Source organism: Leptospira dzoumogneensis (assembly GCF_004770895.1).
Lineage (GTDB): Bacteria > Spirochaetota > Leptospiria > Leptospirales > Leptospiraceae > Leptospira_B > Leptospira_B dzoumogneensis.
The window spans coordinates 64,770-83,545 of sequence record NZ_RQHS01000005.1 but is presented as its reverse complement, the minus strand read 5'-3'; the positions used below and the strand labels follow the sequence as shown (position 1 = coordinate 83,545).

The 18,776-nt window shown below is 40.9% G+C and carries 16 protein-coding genes; 3 read left to right on the top strand and 13 right to left on the bottom strand.

The genetic code is table 11. From position 1 onward, the window contains the following. Positions 1-27: 27 nt before the first annotated feature. Positions 28-2,265: a hypothetical protein gene (locus EHR06_RS01650; protein ID WP_135755429.1), complete on the bottom strand. Its 2,238-nt coding sequence runs from the start codon at positions 2,263-2,265 to the stop codon at positions 28-30. Then, the gene (locus EHR06_RS01645) at positions 2,262-3,125 is read right to left on the bottom strand and encodes a hypothetical protein (RefSeq protein WP_244288463.1); all 864 of its coding nucleotides are present in this window, start codon (positions 3,123-3,125) and stop codon (positions 2,262-2,264) included. Before EHR06_RS01645 ends, EHR06_RS01650 begins: the two co-directional genes overlap by 4 nt. Positions 3,126-3,337: 212 nt before the next feature. Here EHR06_RS01645 and EHR06_RS01640 point away from each other — a divergent pair, with 212 nt between their 5' ends. Further along, complete coding sequence (locus EHR06_RS01640) at positions 3,338-4,303, top strand: metalloenzyme (protein WP_135755427.1); 966 nt, start codon at positions 3,338-3,340, stop codon at positions 4,301-4,303. A gap of 6 nt (positions 4,304-4,309) precedes the next feature. On the opposite strand, the gene EHR06_RS01635 is transcribed toward EHR06_RS01640, so the two are convergent. Both EHR06_RS01635 and EHR06_RS01630 read right to left on the bottom strand, forming a co-directional pair. Then, positions 4,310-5,461: a tetratricopeptide repeat protein gene (locus EHR06_RS01635; RefSeq protein WP_135755426.1), complete on the bottom strand. Its 1,152-nt coding sequence runs from the start codon at positions 5,459-5,461 to the stop codon at positions 4,310-4,312. Then, on the bottom strand, positions 5,458-7,095 hold the full coding sequence (locus EHR06_RS01630; protein WP_135755425.1) for a hypothetical protein: 1,638 nt from the start codon (positions 7,093-7,095) through the stop codon (positions 5,458-5,460). The genes EHR06_RS01635 and EHR06_RS01630 overlap by 4 nt, the downstream gene beginning before the upstream one ends. Positions 7,096-7,272: 177 nt before the next feature. Between EHR06_RS01630 and EHR06_RS01625 the strand changes: the two genes are divergently transcribed. Further along, a complete protein-coding gene (locus EHR06_RS01625) occupies positions 7,273-7,935 on the top strand; it encodes a class I SAM-dependent methyltransferase (RefSeq protein ID WP_135755424.1) in 663 nt (220 codons plus the stop codon). A 44-nt stretch (positions 7,936-7,979) separates the two neighbouring features. Here the strand turns inward: EHR06_RS01625 and EHR06_RS01620 are convergent, their stop codons facing one another. From EHR06_RS01620 to EHR06_RS01580, 9 genes are all read right to left on the bottom strand, one after another. Continuing rightward, positions 7,980-8,585, bottom strand: coding sequence for a hypothetical protein (locus EHR06_RS01620; protein WP_135755423.1), 606 nt, complete (start codon positions 8,583-8,585; stop codon positions 7,980-7,982). Then, positions 8,582-9,205, bottom strand: a complete 624-nt coding sequence (locus EHR06_RS01615) for a hypothetical protein (RefSeq protein WP_135755422.1) — start codon at positions 9,203-9,205, stop codon at positions 8,582-8,584. Before EHR06_RS01615 ends, EHR06_RS01620 begins: the two co-directional genes overlap by 4 nt. A 181-nt stretch (positions 9,206-9,386) precedes the next feature. After that, positions 9,387-10,706 carry a tRNA (N(6)-L-threonylcarbamoyladenosine(37)-C(2))-methylthiotransferase MtaB gene (mtaB, locus tag EHR06_RS01610; protein WP_135755421.1) on the bottom strand — a complete coding sequence of 440 codons (1,320 nt, stop codon included), beginning with the start codon at positions 10,704-10,706 and terminating at the stop codon, positions 9,387-9,389. Continuing rightward, positions 10,687-11,475, bottom strand: a complete 789-nt coding sequence (locus tag EHR06_RS01605) for a tetratricopeptide repeat protein (protein ID WP_135755420.1) — start codon at positions 11,473-11,475, stop codon at positions 10,687-10,689. The genes mtaB and EHR06_RS01605 overlap by 20 nt, the downstream gene beginning before the upstream one ends. Positions 11,476-11,507: 32 nt before the next feature. Next, positions 11,508-11,933, bottom strand: a complete 426-nt coding sequence (locus tag EHR06_RS01600; protein WP_020769211.1) for a hypothetical protein — start codon at positions 11,931-11,933, stop codon at positions 11,508-11,510. A gap of 74 nt (positions 11,934-12,007) precedes the next feature. Continuing rightward, on the bottom strand, positions 12,008-14,548 hold the full coding sequence (locus EHR06_RS01595; RefSeq protein WP_135755419.1) for an ATP-dependent Clp protease ATP-binding subunit: 2,541 nt from the start codon (positions 14,546-14,548) through the stop codon (positions 12,008-12,010). A gap of 114 nt (positions 14,549-14,662) precedes the next feature. Then, the gene (locus EHR06_RS01590) at positions 14,663-15,487 is read right to left on the bottom strand and encodes an ATP--guanido phosphotransferase (protein WP_208757729.1); all 825 of its coding nucleotides are present in this window, start codon (positions 15,485-15,487) and stop codon (positions 14,663-14,665) included. 6 nt (positions 15,488-15,493) lie between these two features. Then, positions 15,494-16,186, bottom strand: a complete 693-nt coding sequence (locus EHR06_RS01585) for an ABC transporter ATP-binding protein (RefSeq protein WP_135755418.1) — start codon at positions 16,184-16,186, stop codon at positions 15,494-15,496. A 1-nt stretch (position 16,187) separates the two neighbouring features. After that, on the bottom strand, positions 16,188-17,561 hold the full coding sequence (locus EHR06_RS01580; protein ID WP_135755417.1) for an ABC transporter permease: 1,374 nt from the start codon (positions 17,559-17,561) through the stop codon (positions 16,188-16,190). A gap of 135 nt (positions 17,562-17,696) precedes the next feature. Here EHR06_RS01580 and EHR06_RS01575 point away from each other — a divergent pair, with 135 nt between their 5' ends. Next, on the top strand, positions 17,697-18,707 hold the full coding sequence (locus EHR06_RS01575) for a hypothetical protein (protein WP_135755416.1): 1,011 nt from the start codon (positions 17,697-17,699) through the stop codon (positions 18,705-18,707). The last annotated feature ends 69 nt before the right edge of the window (positions 18,708-18,776 follow it).

Here is an 18,776-nt window from a genome sequence, read left to right as displayed (position 1 = left end):
TTAGATCTTATCCGATTTAGGAAAATATTAAATATAAGTGTATAAATTTTTTCCATTTTCCGGATAAGGAAGTGGAGTGATCTTATACTCTTTGCCTATCGAATCCAAAATCAGTCTCAGTTCTGATTCTCTTTCTTCTCTGGACAAAACGAAAATTTCGGAAGGTGAAACCCCGAATCCGTAATCTTCCGCTCCGAGCTTAGGCTGGATCTCATCCAAAACGTCCTTTCTCCATTTGTCTATAGAAGGATAATCCAAGTCGCCTGTACATTTGATCTTGTACAGATTACATCTGCTTCTTTCACCGTGGGTCGCCCAACGGAGAAGTAAGAATTGGATTTGGACCAAATCTCTTTTGTCCTGGATGGCATGAGAAGCCTGCTCTATTTCCAATTGTAAAAACGCATCTTCCACCGGTTCTATGGAATTTTCCACATTCTCTCTGATCTGTTCCGCCAAATCATTATTAGGTGGATCCGGGAACATCAGGAAAAATCTAAAATCCAAACCTGACCTGAAAAGCGGGAAGGAAATAATTCTCATAACTCCATCCAGGTCCGCAGAATCGAATTTTTTACGGAAGAAATGATCGTTACGTCTTTCCTCGGTAACGTCTATGATAGAAACATCTCCAACTTCTTTTCCTAAAAACTGATCTCCGTATAAAAAGATCATATTCTGACGGCTATAAGGCTGCAAACCGTAAGACACTACAGGAAGATAAGCACCTCTTCTTCTGTCATAAAAATGAATACTAAAAGATTTCAAGTGAAGAGAAGAGAAGATCGTAAGATAATATTTTAGTAAGGAAGAAATGGGAGTATCCAGACCCTGGTGGATCTCATCTAAAACTTCTAGGATCTTTCTTTTTTCACGGATAGGTTGTTTATCCAACCATCCTCTGAATTTTTCAGATAGAGGAAGTTCTTCATTCGGATCCGTTTTACGAATTCCCCACCAAGCTCTCGCCCAAAGGAAGAATCTAGACTTATGCTGAGGAGCAAGGCCTCTCGCTGCCTTGAGACCGATCTCCGCAAGTCCAGTCACTCTCAACGCTTTTGCTAAAAGACCTGAATCCTTAGGACGATCCGAAATTTCTATCTGAGGAATTTCAGGACTGCTTGTTTTTACTTTTTCAACAAGCCTTGCCAATTCATCCGTAAAAATAGAATCTCTTTTTTTCTGGAGAGCTTCCGGCATTTCCACAACGGATACGGCAGAAGGAGCGGATGCCGCTTCTCTTTCGATATGGATCGGCTCCTTCTTCTCTCTTAAAAATTTAGGAGTTAAAAAAGAATCTCCAGGCAGATCGAAAGGTAGAACATAGAATGTGCCGCTTGCATTCGATTTCGTTTCCAAAACAGGAGGAATAGTTACTATTTCAGGTACAGTTTGAAGTTCGGGAAATTTTGCGGCTTCTACATGTTTAAAATTACTTTCTTCTATTCTCTGAGATAGAGTTTGGATGAGTTTAGACACATCCGATCTCGCATAAGAAGAAGAGGATTTATTCTTTCTGACCAGAAGAATACATACATCCAATAGGAATAATAACCCGAAAAACACGGGGAATAATATTAAGAAAATATTACGTTCGTAAGGAACTAAGAGTAAGATCCCTTGGATAAAACCTATTTTTTCTTCCGGATAGAATGCGTAATAAGCTCTGTATAATTTATCTCCAAGCCGGATCTCTTTGAAGTCGTTTCCCCCTTCCTTCATGGACTTTAAAACTTCTTCCGAAATTTTTCTTGGATCTGTCTTGTCTCCTTTTTCTTCCCAATCTTGGAAAGTCCCAAGTCTTGGTTCTGGAACAAAGTATTCTATCTTATCATCTAAGGAAATTTTGAATTTTTCCTTATCAAGCACCGCAAGTACGGCGACCGACTTTGTATATAATGGAACAAATAGTACAGGTTCATTCTCTAAAGAGAGAAAACGGCTAGTCTTTCCTTCCCATGCTTGGGACAATAGATACCTTTCTTTATCTCCTGAAAATTCCAGGTTCGGAGTATTTTTAAGATTCGGATCCCAGGACAAAAAATTCCGAACGGGAAGAAACAGATGATTCGTGTCCAATTCTTCCGGATCCGATTCTCTGATCTTTTTTTCTAACTCTAGGATCTCCTTATTAAAAGAGGAAAATACTGATTCCAATCTGGACTTATAAAAAATCCCGGAAGGAAAATAAGGCTCTAAAAGAAGTACTGAAACGGAAAATATAAAAGATAGAGCGAGTATAAGTCTGAATTTAAAGCCGATCATTTTGTCTTTTCCCTAAATTGTCCGAGTAGACGGATCAGCTCGGTTTTCACTTGGATCACTTCTTCTCTTTCAGAAAAGCGGTTCTCCATTCTGATTGTGAATAAAATTCTAGAAGCGAGTATTCCGCAGATCAAAGCGATCAAAGAAATTCCCAAGGCACTCAAGATCAATAATAATTCTTCTGCTCTTGTCTTTCTGGGTTGTGATAGAAAAATTTCTAGATCATCTGCGATTGTTTTTTCCCAAACAGGACGGACCATTATGTTTTGGGATTTGGAATTTTTATCCAGCAGTGCATGTATCATCGCCTTTGATTCTTCCGAGTTAGAAATTTCAGTATCAGGAAGTAATGTGCTGTTCGGATTCAAATTTGTTTCTAGGAGTTCCGGATCTTCTTCCTTCTTCTTATAGACCCAATATAAGATCCCTTCCGAAAAGTCCCGAGGCAAAAACGACTTTTTAGTACCGCCTGCTTCTTGAACAATTCTGTCTCCATCTTCTTTTAAAATTTGAAAATATAGATCTCCGAAAGAATTTCTGTATAATAAAAATCCATCCGTGTCTTCTACCCAACTTGCTATTGGTACCTGCATTCCGAGTAGTCTGAGCCCTTTATGAAACCCCGGGCCTTTCGGATCGGAAGAATACATGGTCCTATAATTATAATCATAAATACGGATCTGTTTTAATTTAATAGAAGAGATAAAAAGTTTTCCTAAAACTTCTGCGTCCTTATCTGTTTCAGGTTTAGGAAATTCTCTCATCAAATATTCGAATCTATAACCCAGATCATAATATTTGTTTTGGAGTCTTTCTAGGATGGAGTCTAGTAAAGATTCCTTTTTCAGTTTAGGGTACAAACTAAGAATCTGGATAGGTGAGAAGAAAACCGAATCCTTCCATGCTCCCGGGAAAAAAGGGATGGAAATCAATACGATACATAGCAGTATCAGAGCTAGAATTCGAGATCTCTTGCTATGTTTGCGCGGGTTCACCTTTCTAGTATCGGCGATTCCATCATAAAGAATCAGTCTAATTCAATGGGATAATCGATAGTTCTCGGCTCAATAAAATGATATTTTATGTGTTTATAGACGGGATAGGCTTTGGGGAAAACGACCCGGATAAAAATCCGTTCTCCAAGTATTCAAAGGGGATCTTTCTACCCTTGGGAGGCAAATCGATCCCGGAAAATTCTCCCTCCCGCCTCCAAGAACTCACTTATCTCAAAACGGATGCGAGTATGGGGATCAAAGGACTTCCCCAAAGTGCGACCGGACAAACTTCTCTTTGGACCGGGATCAACGCCTGCCAGGTGCTGAACCGTCATATGAGTGGATTTCCTACGTTCACCTTAAAACGTATCATCGCTAAATATTCCATTATTCGTATCTTAGAGGAGAACGGATTTAAAGCCGACTTACTGAACTGTTATACTCCCGGATTTGCGGATCATATAAAAAAACATCCTAGGCATGTATCCGCTTCTACTCTCATCCAAATGGCTGCGGACAAACCTTTAAAAGATATGGATGATCTGAGAGACGGCAAAGGTCTCTATATGGACATCAGCCGAGATTTTCTCAGAAAGTTCGGAAGGGATTTTATAGATAAGGATGATCCGGTTTTAGAGATCCAAGACCCGTACAAAACCGGGAAAGATATCATTCCTGCAATGAAGGGACATACGTTATGTATCTATGAATACTTTATCACGGATAAGGTAGGTCATAAGATGAATTGGAAGGGCGCCGAAAAATGTATCTCCGACTTGGAGAACTTTTTGTTAGGAGTTTTGGATGCGATGGATCCGGAACAAGACCAACTCATTATTACTTCCGATCATGGAAACTTGGAAGACCTGACCGTGGATGTTCATACGGTAAATCCTGTGCCGACCATTCTGTATGGTAAATACACGGATCAAATGAAGGACAAAATCCACGCTTTGAAAGATATCCCGCATGCAATCTATGATTGTTTAGGGATACGGATCCAAATGTCCGAACAGGAATTCGTTCAGACTTCTTCTAATTAAAATTTCTTAATATTTCCAGTCGTCGTCTTGGCGATCGTCGTCGGAAGGTTTTGCTTTTCCGCCGCCTTCTCCGTCCTTGTATCTTAGATCGTCTTCAATCTGATCCAAGGCTTCCTTCTTCCAAGCAGCGGATTTTTTACCCACAGGACTATCAGGATTTCTATCAGCAGATTCTTGGAAAACCGCAGCGGCTTTCTCATACTTTCCACCTCTGAAATAGATGGTTCCCTTTCTGAACATAGCTGCTTGGTCCATACTTCCATCCGAATTCTCTAACATTTTGTTTAGGTATTGGATGGCTTGCTCTGATTTTCCCAAAGCATCATAACTTTCCGCGATATAATACCAAGCTTGTTCTCTTGCTCTTTCGCTGACACCGATGTCCAATGCCTTTTTCAAGGTTTCGATAGCGGAGTAATATTCTTTACGTACGTATAATTCTCTACCCTTCTCCAAAAGCCCGGAACGGAATTCTTTATCCACAGAAACCTTGTCCGGATCGAAGTAAGCATCCGACTGAACGTAATCCTCGTATACATCGTAAGCGGACCAGTCTTTGCCCATTCTGCGTAAAGATTTTCCCCATCTTACCCTGGCTTTTACGTTTTCAGGGTCTTCTTGTAAGGCCAATACGTAGTTCTTTCTAGACTGATCGTAATTACCTTTTTTCATATAATAATCGGCAATTGCGGATAACGCGTTAGATCTAAGTTTATTGTCTCCGGAAGTTCTAAGAACTTCTTCCAAATGACCCTTACCTTCCTCGTCTCTGTTCAATAAAAGAAGAAGATTCCCAAGGCCGTAGGCGACCCGAGCCTTTTCTTCGCGAGCCAAACCTTCTTTCTGGTTCAGCTCCCTGAAGATACCAAGTGCTCTCATCTTATCTCCGGTTTTGTCCAGAGAGGCTGCAAGATCGTATTGGATACGGAAAGAAAGATCGGAACCCACATCTTTGGAAGATAATTCCGCAAAAATATCCAAAGCCTTTTCCGAGGATTTAGGATTGGAATGTTTTAAGAATTCCTCCCCTTCTCTTACTTTTTCCAGGATCCCTTTATTTGTGGAATCCGTGTCTTGGATCACCGCAGTATAAATCCCTGTAAGAAGACCTGCGCATACGAATAAAAATCCTGTGACTAATATGATGGAACGGTTCATCTTCTTCCTCCGCCGATCCGGGCCAGACATTGTTTGGTCCAGAACTCGGTTCGTTCCGGATTATAGTTCTTCGTTTCCTTTTGAACGAAGAACTTTAGGGCTTTGTTATATTCACCCTTTTTATAAAAAGACATTCCAAGGAAAAACTTGGCCTTTCCTCTTATATCGATATCGTTCGAGCCCGCATAAGGAGCCAACTGTTTTACTGCTTCTCCGTATTCGTTTTTCCAATATGTCGATCTCAATACTCGGTCTATCTCTTCATCGCTAGGTTCTTCCTGCTCGACGATCAGAGGTTGTTTTTCATTATTCTGAACATTTTGGTTGTCCTGAGGAGCTTGCTCTTCTTCTTTCGGATCGTGCTTACTAGGTTTATCGTTCTCTGCAGTTTGAGTATTATCAGCAGGACCCGCGCCGCCGATCGCAACATAAGATTGGTCTTGGGTCAGAGTGAAATCTTCCATGTCTCCACGTTTCACCGTAATACCGAAATACATGGTTCCGGAGTACGGTTTCATCTTAACCATAACGTTAGTATCCGGATGAGAAACTTCTCCCAACTTTCTAACATTGCCGCCTAAGAAGGTAGAAACTCCTCCAGACAAAGGTTTGCCTGCTTGGTATATGGAATAGACAGTATTTTCATCTGCGCGATCGGGAGATTTCCAATCTAAACGAACTCCTCCGTCAACGACAGACGCCTTTAGATCCTTCACGTGCATTTCATCGTACGCGAATTGAGGATTAGTAACTACTTCATCTTCTTTAGGAGGTTTTCTTTTGTCCTGATCATAAACATAGAACTGACGAATGAAAGATTGGTTCTGAACTAAGGGTAAAACTTCCTTCAAACCTTGTTTTACTGAAACACCATAATAAAGAGTTTGAGACTTGGTCAGATCCTGATCCAAGAAAGTATTCTCCGGATGAGAAACCTCCGCCAACTTCTCCGCTTTTCTCATCAATGTCATACTGGACATCGGTTCCGCGGATTTATAGATAGTGTAAATAGTCTCGCCTTGGATCCCTTTCGGATAAGGTTCCCAGGAAATACGCAAGAACTGACCTTCTCTTTTTACCGATATATCTGTGACTCTAGCGTTATCCGAAAGATACTTCTGTTCTTCGGGTGGAGGTTGATTTGTATTCGTAGAAGGAGGATAATTATTCTGAGTATTGGTCGGCGGATAATTATTTGTTTGAGGCGGCGGATTGTTCTCAATCACGATAGGGATCGTAGTATAGTTACGATTCGCGACTAATCTTACATCCTTCTTCCTTACATGATTCGCTAATATAACCGCGTAATAATAAGTTCCCGGTTTCAGATTATAATCATAGATCTGATTCACTCCGTTAGCTACACCGCTCGGAAATTTTCCCAAAGAATCGGAGATATAACATTTTTCAGGATTATCAATGATAGAAGAAGATCGAGCCACTATGATCTCGCCTGTCTCTCTAGGAGCTTCCCAAGAGATACGAACGGATCTACCGTCCTTAAGGACTTCTACATTGATAGAATTTGCGACACTTGCGTTATCATTGTCCAGACGAAAGGTATCCTGGGCATAGATAGAATTTCCTAATGCCATCAGGAAGAATATAGATAGGATCCGGAGTCGAATTTTCATCTGGAAATAAGGTTCCGAACTAGATTATCGGTTGCTACAATGCAAATTTTTACTTCGGTTTTTAGGAGAATGTGGGGAAAATAATATAAAATACACAAGATACGGAAACTTCTCCCTTTGGTTTGATCTTGACTAATGAAAGCATTCATAAGACATAATACGACTTCCGGCATATAAATGATCGATATAGAATATTATTACGACCCAGAATATCAGAATTTTCTCCTCTCAAGTAAGAGACGTGAGCTTACTCCTCCAGAAACCGTTTTGAAACATTTTTCCCTGAAGGATGTACAGAATATCGTGGATTTCGGGATGGGCTTAGGTTTCTGGACGGAAACTCTTCTGAAATCCATCCATAAAGAGGGATGGGTTTGGGGTGCAGAATGTAACCAAGACTTCTTGGACGAAGTATTACATTGGAAAAACAGAGAAGATATCCAAAGATTTACGCCATTTTATATGGAGAAGGCGGATCGCCCCTTATTGCCGGAATGGATCCCTGTACCCGAAGTCATCTTTGCTTCTTTAGTACTTTCTACTTTTGCCGACCCTGGGCAAGCAATGGACGGACTAATTCGTTCCATGAAGAAGGGTGGCAAATTGATCGTTCTAGACTGGGTCAAAAACGAATATCCTGTCGGGCCTAGGATCAATGATAAGATCTCTTTAGATAAGATGAAGTTCTTAGCGGAACAATATAAATTAGAGATCATTAAAACCGTTCGTATCAGTGAGAACGTATACGGCTTAGAGATCCAATCCGGTCCTGAATTCGAATATGGTTATTATGATCTAAGAGAAGAAGAAACTTATTCGGAAGAATTGATCAGATCTTAAAGAAACGATTTTAAGGGACATACCCTTAAAATCGCTCATATGGTCTATTTTAAATTATAAATCCCGTCTTTAGAAGCTTCTTCTAATACGGAATAAGTAGTGGTTTTGAAACCCGCTGAAATTTCCGAACCGGGAGATTTGAAAGGGAACGCGAAAATAAGTAAAAGCTGGATCCAAGTGTTGAATGTAACGTTTCTAATGTACTGCTTCACTACTTTATCTTTTTTATCTTTAAAAGTATACGTAATCGTAAAATCATCCTTCGCCCAAGCAGGTAGAACAGTAAGAGTCAAACCGCTGATAAAAGCAAGGGCCTGACCGCCGCCGCCACCTTGGTCAACTCCTTCAATCTGTAATTTCAAGTCAGAAGGCTGTAATGCGGTTGTAGTACCTTTAAAGTAACCGGATTCCGAAATATGTTTTTCAAACTCTTTCTGCATTGCTTCCAGAGCGTTGGCATTTACCTCTAACGATTGTCCGCTGTCAGAAAATGATTTCTGAGTATAAGTCACTGATATAGTCTTATTAGAAGCTTTTTCAGGCTTTTGGTAAGTCGGATTTTGAAATCCTTCCGGATACTTAGTGAAAGTAGCGCAATTGAACAGTCCAATTACTGCACAAGAAGCTATAACCAATCCTATTTTTTTCATTTATTTTTGTCTCCATTACTATGTTTTAATATGAATCGATGGGCGTTATAATATGAGTCGATCAATGAGGATATTACTTCGGTCCTATCCTCGATCCCGCTCGGGAACACATAATATTTACTGTAAAGATTTACGTCGCGAGTATTTAATAATTTCTTAACATTCCTGAATAGAACCTTATTATTAGGATTTTTAACGGTTAAATCGCAATCATAGCTTGCCGAATCCGTTGCAATTGCGCCTCCCGCCCAAATATAAATTGTGAAAGTCAAAATCGCTAAAGGGAAATAAGCAGGATGAGGTTTTCTAATTTCCTCGAAACTGGAGCAGGAAATATTAAAAATTTTATAATTCTTATCGGAAGGTTCTTTATAACTAACGTAAGATACCCTTTGAAAATAATTCGCTTTTCGAGCATATTCGATAACTGCAAGAGTCAAATTATCTTCTTTAGTCTGCACCGAATTAATTCCGGAAGGTAGACTCACTCTTTCGATAAAGACGGTTAATGGGAGAGGTTGTTTTTGATCCGGTGGGTCACTTAAGGAAACCTGAACCGGAATAGTGATACAGGAAACCAGTGTTAGAAAGAAAAAGAATACTAAGAATTTTAATTTCATCCAAATAAAAACCTAACTCATTTAGGGGCAGACCTACCCGAAAAAGGGAAAGGTATACTAACGTTTGAGAAACATTTTTATACAGGATCACTAAGGCAATAAAATTTCCCGTTTTTCAGGGCTTCGGCACATTATAAATATAGGTTAGAATTTTATAAAATCGAAATATTCTTTATCCGGATCAACCGATCGCGGCCAATATTCTCGCGGAAACCTTGCCTTCTTTGTCGGAAGCATCCGGGATATATTCTCCGATCTCTACAGTCAAAAATTGCCCTGGGCTTAAACTTTTCAGATCGTTTTCCGGGATAACCGCTTTCAGATAATTATCGGTAACTGCAATCCCGCCACCTTCCAAAACCGCCTCTCTCTTTTTAGAAAATTGGCTTTCTGCATATTTACGATGTAACCTTTGGGAAAGATCCATGAGAGAATGAACTCTTTCCTTTTTAGTTTCTTTCGAAACAGTTTCCGGGAATTGCTCCGCAGAAGTATTTTTACGAACAGAAAAAGGAAACGCATGTATTTTAGAAAAACCTAATTCTTCCAAAATAGAAGTGGAATCCGCAAAGTCAGTTTCCGTTTCTCCAGGAAAACCTACGATTACATCGGTTCCTAAGAACAGATCGGGGACTTTGGACTTGGCAAGTTCTATCCTTTTACGGAAAGTTTCAGGAGTATAACTGCGTTTCATTTTTTTCAGGATCTCTTTACTTCCGCTTTGTAAAGGAACATGTAAGAATGGAGTAAATCTAGGATGAGTTAATAATTCGGCAAGTTCCACACCTACATCAGGCGGCTCGATGGAAGAAAGTCTAAGTCTGGAATATTCCAACTTATTCAAGATTGCCTCAAGCATCTTTGGAAATGCCTTTCTGCCTTCTCCATCTCTATACCAGCCAAGGTTCACACCTGTAAGTATGATCTCTCCTACTCCATTGTCTTGTAAGAAGGAAACCTGATCTAGCACATCCGTCCAATTTCGAGAGACACCTTTTCCTCTCGCTTGGGGAATTTTACAATAAGAGCATTGGCGATCGCAGCCGTCTTGGATCTTTAAATAAGCTCTGGTATGTCCGTTGGGGAGAACATCCGAATATGCAAATCTATCTGAAACTGTTTGGATATGAGAAGGATCTGCGCCTTCTTTTTCTAAGATCAACCTAGGCAGATCGGATTTGTTCTCGTTGCCGATCACACCTGCGATACCAGGGATTGATTCTATAGATTCTTTATCGGTTTGCGCGTAACAACCTGTTACCCAGACCTGAGCGCCTGGATATCTTTTGATCGCATTTCGAATAATATTACGATTTCTTGAATCTGCTTTATTTGTGACAGTGCAAGTATTAACCACCACCACATCAGGGATATCTTCCCCTGCGGCCACGGAATATCCGTGTTTACTCAAAGAAGAGAATAAACCGTCAGACTCAAAAAAATTGAGCCTACAACCTAAGGTATGGAATAATACCTTTTTTTCAGCCGGCGGAAAGGGCATTGATCCTTGCCTCTATTCTTCTGATATTACCTTTTATTTTTTCATCGTCAGGTTTTAACTTAAGCGCGGATTCCAATTGTTCTTTTGCATTTCTTAATTGTTCGAGAGCCTTTTTGATATTCCCTCTTTTTGCTTCTTGGTTTCCTGCTTTTTCATAAACTAATCCAAGGTTGTTCAATACATTCGGATTATTAGGAACTAAGGACTGAGCCCATTTCAAACTGACTTCCGCTTTTTCCGCACTTCCTAAATAGAAGTACACCTGAGCTTCTAAAACTAAAGGACGGTAATCGTTCCCATCTTCCGCTTTTAGTTTTTCGATAATATATAATGCTTCTCGAGCTTTATTATTATATAATAAGGCAGTCGCGTATAATAATCTTACTTCTCTATTTTTAGGATTCGTTTGGTAAGAATTATAAATGATCTCTAATGCGTCGGAATTCCTACCTGCTTGGATCAGATATCTGGCAAAATCCACACTTACGGCGGGATCTCCAGGTTTTAGTTTTAATGCTTCGGACCAATGAGTGGCTGCGGATTTATTTCTTCCCGCATTATAATGACAGAAGGCGGCTAAATAATGAGTATCGTAAGATCTTTTTCCCTGTTCGTGAAGTACACGAATGATCTCTAGAGCTTTTTCTGAATTTCCTTTTTGGAATTCCGCTAATGCTGTTTGATAATCCGGTTCGCTCTGAGCGAAACTATTCCCCGCGGAAAAAACAAATAGTATCAGTGTAAGTAGGAGTAATTTTCCTTTGTGCATCTTTTGGTCACTTTTTATAGGCGGGAAAAATTTTAGGTGGGGACCCCCATTGATTTTGTATTTAGACAATCAATTAAGGAATGAAATGGCTCCACCGGGTCGATGAAAACGATTATACTCGGATATCGTATGGAAAGGAAATGTTCTATTCTTTCCTCAGATACGATCTGAAAATCCCCGGTTTCCAAAACAGGTAAACCGTCCAAGTTTCTGTAGATCTCGTATTCCTCTTGGTCGAGGAAATCAGTCAACAGCATATAACCGGATCCGAAGTAGACCCCGCCTTGGAAGTAGTATTTGTAGAGGACGCGTACCTCGGGAAGAAATAAATCAGGCTGGAAAACACATAGGGAAATTTTTTCGATCCCTGCTACGGTTCTGATCTTGCGTAAATGGAACCATACCTTACGGACCAGAAGGTAAAGGAGCACAAATATAATGGGAATCAGGTACGGCATAGACCCTCTCCAATAAAGTCTCCCTTTTTAGATCAAAAGCCCCCTTTTCGTTTCCGGCAGGGGGCAAAGATCTTTTACACTAGCGCAGGTTCTTCGGAACGCTCCGGATTGTTCGGAGAATTTCCTCCGTCGGAACCTTGATCTGCAGGTTTATAATCTGTCCAAACTTCTTCCAAGAAGTCCAGTTTACCCTCTTTGAAGGCAACTGTGATCTTGGTAGGCTCTTTGTAAGCGCCTTTCAAAGTTTGAACTGCCATATAATCTTCTAACTCGCGTTGGAATACTCTGCGTAATGGACGTGCTCCGAACTTCTCGTCGTAGCCTATATCCATGAAGTGATCCTTCGCTTCTTGAGTCAGGTCTATCTTGATCTTTTTATCCAATAATCGCTTATTGGTGTCTCTGATCATGATATCCATAATCGCCATAAGCTCTTCTTTTCTGAGAGGTTTGAAGTAAACGACCTCATCCACCCTGTTCAAGAACTCTGGGTTGAAATGTTTTTTCAACTGCTCACGAGCTTGGTCAGACTTGTACTTGTCGGTCTCTCCGGAACGATCTTCGAATCCTAAACGAACTGTGCTGGAAATTTCCTTAGCACCGATGTTAGAAGTCATGATGATGATCGCGTCTCTAAAGTTTACCTTACGACCTTTTGTATCGGTCAGGTTCCCTTCTTCCATTACTTGGAGAAGAACGTTGAAAATATCATGGTGAGCTTTTTCGATCTCATCCAACAAGATGATAGAATACGGTTTTTTACGAACGAACTCAGTCAATTGTCCGCCATCATCATAACCAACATAACCTGGAGGAGCACCGATCAATCTACTAACTGCATGCGGTTCCATATACTCGGACATATCCACACGAAGCATAGCATCTTGGTCTCCGAATAAGAACTCAGCAAGCGCTTTCGCTAACTCGGTTTTACCTACACCGGTAGGTCCGAGGAAGATAAAGGATCCGGTAGGTCTACGCTCTGCTTTGAATCCAGTGCGTGCTCTACGAACGGATTTTGCGATCTTCTCGATAGCTTCGTCCTGACCGACAACTCTTAGTTTAAGCTCTTCTTCCAAACGAAGTAGTCTAGAAGATTCGTTCTCTTCCATTCTTTGTAATGGAATTCCGGTCCACTGAGAAACCACCGAAAGAATATCGTCTTCGTCGATAGAAACCGCGAAATCGTCCAGTTTCTCCTGCCAAGATCTGATCTTTTCTTCCAGAACTTGTTTCTTACGATTTACTTCGTCGCGAACTCCAGCAGCTTTTTCATACTCTTGAGAACGGACCAGATCTTCTTTCTTTTGAGAAAGTGATTTGATCTCTTCTTCCAAGTCTTTTACCGCTTGAGGACGAGCGCAATTTGCAAGTCTTGCTTTTGCACCCGCTTCGTCTATGATGTCGATCGCCTTGTCAGGTAAATATCTATCATTGATATATCTATGTGATAACTTAACGGATTGTTCCAAAGCACGATCAGAGTAGCGCACCTTGTGGTGAGCTTCGTATGCTTTTTTGAGTCCTGTAAGGATTTGGATAGCATCGTCTACGGAAGGTTCTGCAACTTTTACTACTTGGAACCTTCTTTCCAATGCAGAATCACGCTCTATATACTTGCGGTATTCTGTGCTGGTAGTAGCTCCGATACATTGCAATTCCCCTCTTGCAAGTGCAGGTTTCAGGATATTTGCTGCGTCTACCGCTCCTTCTGCCGCACCAGCTCCGATCAGAGTATGCAACTCATCGATAAATATGATGATATTATTAGAAGAAGAAATTTCTTTCATGATCTTCTTTAATCTTTCTTCGAATTCTCCGCGATACTTGGTTCCTGCGATCAAGCTTGCTAGATCCAAGGAAAGTACACGTTTATCGAATAGAAGGTCCGGAACATTCTTCTCTACGATCGCAAGCGCGAGTCCTTCTACGATTGCTGTTTTACCAACTCCGGACTCTCCAACTAATACTGGGTTATTCTTAGTTTTACGAGAAAGGATTTGGATCACCCTTTGGATCTCGTTGGACCTCCCCACAACCGGATCCAGTTTTTTATCTCTGGCTAGTTGAGTAAGATCTCTTGCGAACTCATCCAAGATTGGAGTTTTCGTTTTTTCAGCACGAGGAGTTCCAGGTTGAGCGGTCGGCTGGCTGGATACACCTACTGTGCTTGTAGGAGGAGCTCCTAACAAACGTAAGATCTCTCCCTTGATCACATTATAATTCACGCTAAAGGAGTATAACGCTCCGCCTGCGATATTATTATTATCTCTTAATAACGCTAGAAGGATATGTTCGGTTCCAACATAGTTGTGTTTCAGACGTTTGGCTTCTTCCTTAGATAGTTCGATAATTTTTTGGTATCGATCCTGTCCTTGGGCCATGTCCATCAACAATGTGCCGGAGTTCTCCCTGGTCCTGCGCTCTACTTCTTTACGAAGTTCGTTCAGGTTGATGTTCAGGTTATTCAGTATTTTTATCGCGACCGAATCTTCTTCCTTTAACAATCCTAATAAGATATGCTCAGGGCCGATAAATTCGCTACCAAGACGTTTTGCTTCGTCTTGCGCGATCTCGTTGATTACTCGTTTTGCTCTTTTAGTAAATTCCAACATAATTGCACGCCCTTCCTGATGGGTTCTGTAGGTTAGACTGTATTCGCATCCAATTTCCAACTGGGAGCCGGAATCTCCCTTAAAGAATATATCGGACTAGTTAACCAAAAAGGATTACGGGGCAAATGAGGCTTTTGTCCCGTCTTTTCCGCTTATTACCAGTAAGGCTAAATACGAAACCAAATTGAAAAAGGAATTTTTTCGATTTGGACCGAAATTTTTTCGGAAAAAGACCAATCTGCCCTTCAATTCTTCCCGATAGAAGCCCCAGTCTGTAGGCAGCCTGAAATCCCTTAATTCTCCCGAGTCCGCAAGTCTTGCCGGAATAGAAACAGAAAGTTTGTCTCCAAAACCGGAGTTCGTAGGACAGGAATTGATGAATCCGATCCCTTTTTGAAAATCAAACTTATCTTCCGCCTCGAATTTCTTTAAAAAATCGGATTTTAGGACAGAGTTTAACTCAAGCAGGGAATCAGTCACATATTCCCAACGAATATGATCCTCGTCTCCCATCACTAATGTCCCTGAATTCCAGGGAATTCTTTGCTTTAATTCTAGGATCGGATGTTTTTTTCCAGAATTTAGATCTTCGGTTTGGGAATCAGTCTCTTCTAAAAATGAATTTAGGAATTGGTCCGTTTTTTCGGTACGTTTGGTATACGTAGAATGTTTCGGATTTCTGGCGATACGAAACCTATATGTGAAAGGTAAACGGTGAGAATCTAGATAGGACAGACCTTCTTCCCAATTTGTTTTTCTGAATTTTTCCCAAAGTCCAATTGCAGTAAAATGAGAAGGTGGTTCCCATTCGGAAGGCGCCTGGATCGGAATAAACTTAGTGTATTCTTCTCCCAAAAATTGGATGCAGTGAGCGCATCCTATCTTTCCCCGATTTTTCCAGTCGAGAAGGGATAAGCCGCAATAAATACAGCCATCCATAAATGTTTATACCGTTTGTGGGACCACTGCGGGTTTGAGTTTTCCTTGGAAGATCTGGTTTCTTTTATGAGCAAGTGCTGCCAGTTCCATATCGTGGGTCACTAGTATTAGACTGAATTTAAGATCCTTTTGTAGTTCTTGGATCAGACTCATTAGATTTCTAGAATTTTCTCTGTCCAAATTCCCGGTAGGTTCATCTGCAAGTATGAGTTTTTTTCCGGCGACTAATGCCCTTGCCACACCGACTCTTGCACTTTCTCCTCCGGACAATTGAGAAGGATGAGAATGAATCCTTTCTTTCAGTCCTACTTTCTCCAGCATGGAGATCGCTTCCTTCTCCGCTTTAGAAGTGGAATAACCTTTGATCAAAAGTGGAATGCTCACATTCTCCAGAGCGGAGAAGTCAGGAAGAAGAAGATGATGTTGGAAGATGAATGCGATCTTTTCAGCGCGGAAATTTTCTTTTCCTTTCTCATCTAAATTGTTTAGATTGATACCGCAGATCTCGATCTCACCCGAATCGAAACTATCCATGGCTCCTAGAATATTCAGTAGTGTGGATTTTCCGATCCCGGATTTTCCTTCGATGGAGAAGATCTCACCTTCTTCCACATCCATATCCAATCCATCTAGTACGGAAAATTCCTTTTCCAGGATATGATACTTTTTGACCAGATTTCGGATCTTAATGATGCTCACGTTAGTCGTTCCTTATGGTGTCGACAGGATTCAGGCTCGCGGCCCATCTTGCTGGGAAGTATCCTGCGATCCCGGAAAGTATAGTAGCTGCGGTAGTTACCATAAAAATAAAAGGTATATTGATATCCACCGGCAGCTTATCGAAATAATAAATTCGTTTAGGAACTAACTCCACAGGTGTCCAATCGGAACCGGTGAAAGAAGGCCCCAAAAGATTGATGATCTCTTCTATATAACCTATAATAGTATCGAGTGAGTTTGCTAAGAATACTCCTCCAACTCCGCCGGTCAAAGAAGCTAAGATCCCCACAAGCATCGCATTCAATGTAAAGATCAAAAGAATATCGGAAGCAGGAAGTCCGAGCGCTTTTAAAACTCCGATAGACTTACGTTTTGCTCTCACTAGAGAATATACGGAAGCGACCATCCCGAGTGCTGCCAAGATAATAAATAAGAAAACGATAATAGAGATGATCGTCTTTTCCAACTGCAGTGCTGCCAAAAGATTTTCCTGCTCTTCTGCAATCGTTCTAACGGATAAAGAAGAAGCTGCATCGATTTCTTGTTCAAATTCTAAACTATTAAATAGTCTGTACAATTTACGTTTACTGATCGCAAGATCATCCAATGACTTTGCTTTGATAGTGATCTGATTTACGGAATCTTTCATTTTGAAAAATTTCTGAGCAACAGGTAAGGACATGTAAACAAAGCTGGAATCGAACTTGTAATTCCCTGTTTTAAAAAATCCGGATACTCTGAAGTTTTGAACGCTTACTTCGACTCCTTTTCCGAGAGAGAACCTTCCCCCGGGAACCGCTAAAGTAAGTTGTTTGCCCAAACTGAAATTGTAAAGGTCCTCCATCTCTTTTCCTAGAATGATATAGCTCTCTCGATTCAGGTGACTTAGCTCTTCTCTATCGTAATGAACTATTCTCGGGAAATTATGAAGTTTATGTTCTATCAATTCATCCACACTCGGAACGGCGACTGCCTTGATAAGAACCGGATAAAATACGTTATATCTTTGGATGAGCCCATGACTTTGGATCCCACCTTCTACGGAAATGATACGGTCTTTTAGGTCCGGATCGTTTTGTATATATTTGATGATCTTTTGGTAATCTCGGATTTCCCCGCCATTGGAACTGCTTTCAATTGTAATATGTTCCCCGCCCTGCCACAAGGATTCCTTAAGTTGCCTTTGGAATCCGTTAAAGATAGAAAGTACTACGATCAGAAGGGCGACTCCGACAGCCATGACAATGAACGAAATCCTGGACTTGATCGAAAGCAATCCTGTGACTCTGGATCCTCGAATATAGCGAGAAGTGAGAAGTAGGATTAGGGGGGATCTATGAAAGAAGAAATTCATCAGTTGGGCGGTTGAAATTAAACAAATCCGCAAATTTCCTTAGTTTGACAATTATCAGATTCCGATGCAGGATGTCAAAAAAAAGTCGATACCGATTTGGCCTCATAGTAGTATCGGTGTTTCATTCGAAATTTTATGCCATCCGAACAAGTATATTCCTTATTATTTCAGTCTAGGGACGGGGCTTCCTCTCTTTACATCTTATTTGGGGGAATCGTGGATCCGGTTTCCAGTCGGATCGATAGATTCGAAGTAGTCGCCGTAGGAAACAGCGAGTTGATCAATATTCCGTTATCCGGAACCACCTTCAAAGATGTCACCAATGTCTGCCAAAAGATCAAATACGAAGGCAAACAGCTTAAAAATCTTACCAATAAACTTCAGGAATTATTCTCAAACAGCGGACGCTCCGACGATTTTATGGAGCAGCTTATCCATTATATCAATAAACGTGAAGATGATAAGATCAAATATCTGGTCAACCAGATCCAAAACCAAGCCATGGGAAATTCCAAACCGGATATCAGCCTTTGGTATTCTTTGATCGATCGTGACAAGATCGATGAAGCAGGTTCCGGAAAATCTGCCTTCGAGACTTTGGATTCCGAAGAATCTCAAGAAGATTCAGCACCGGAGGAAACTCCCGTAATTCCAATCGGAGTCCCAACTGGGATAGATGCTTCTATCCCGCCGACTGCTGCAAGAGTTCAGTTCAAATTTATTCTTTCTCCTGTTTCCGGAATTCCGGTCAATCAGCTCAAACCTGGTGACCAAATTGTAGTACAACTCACAGGAAGTGATCCTACTACTATGGGGATCATAGATTCTATGAAACTTAAAACGGAAGACGGAAGTATTAAACCTATTCCGGCCACGGTTGTTGCCACAGAGAATAAAGGTGTGGAGAACGAAACCATAGTCAAAATAGGTAATGATGTCTTTGGCAAAATTTACGAAGAAGAAAATTCTATCAAAGTCCGTCTTTATACCGGAGAAAAACCGGTTTCTAAATCTAGCGGCTCAAACACTTCTACAGCTTCCAGCGCTTCTTTAGAAGCGGGAGAATCCAGTCTACTTCTGACTGTACTCATCGCTTTGGGAGTTGTAGGAATCGGAATGATCGCGATTTTTGTATTCTTACTTTAAGTCAGGTATTCTCTCGTAACTTTTTGGATGGAGAGAATCCAGCTAAGTAAAATCATAGCCCTATCGACG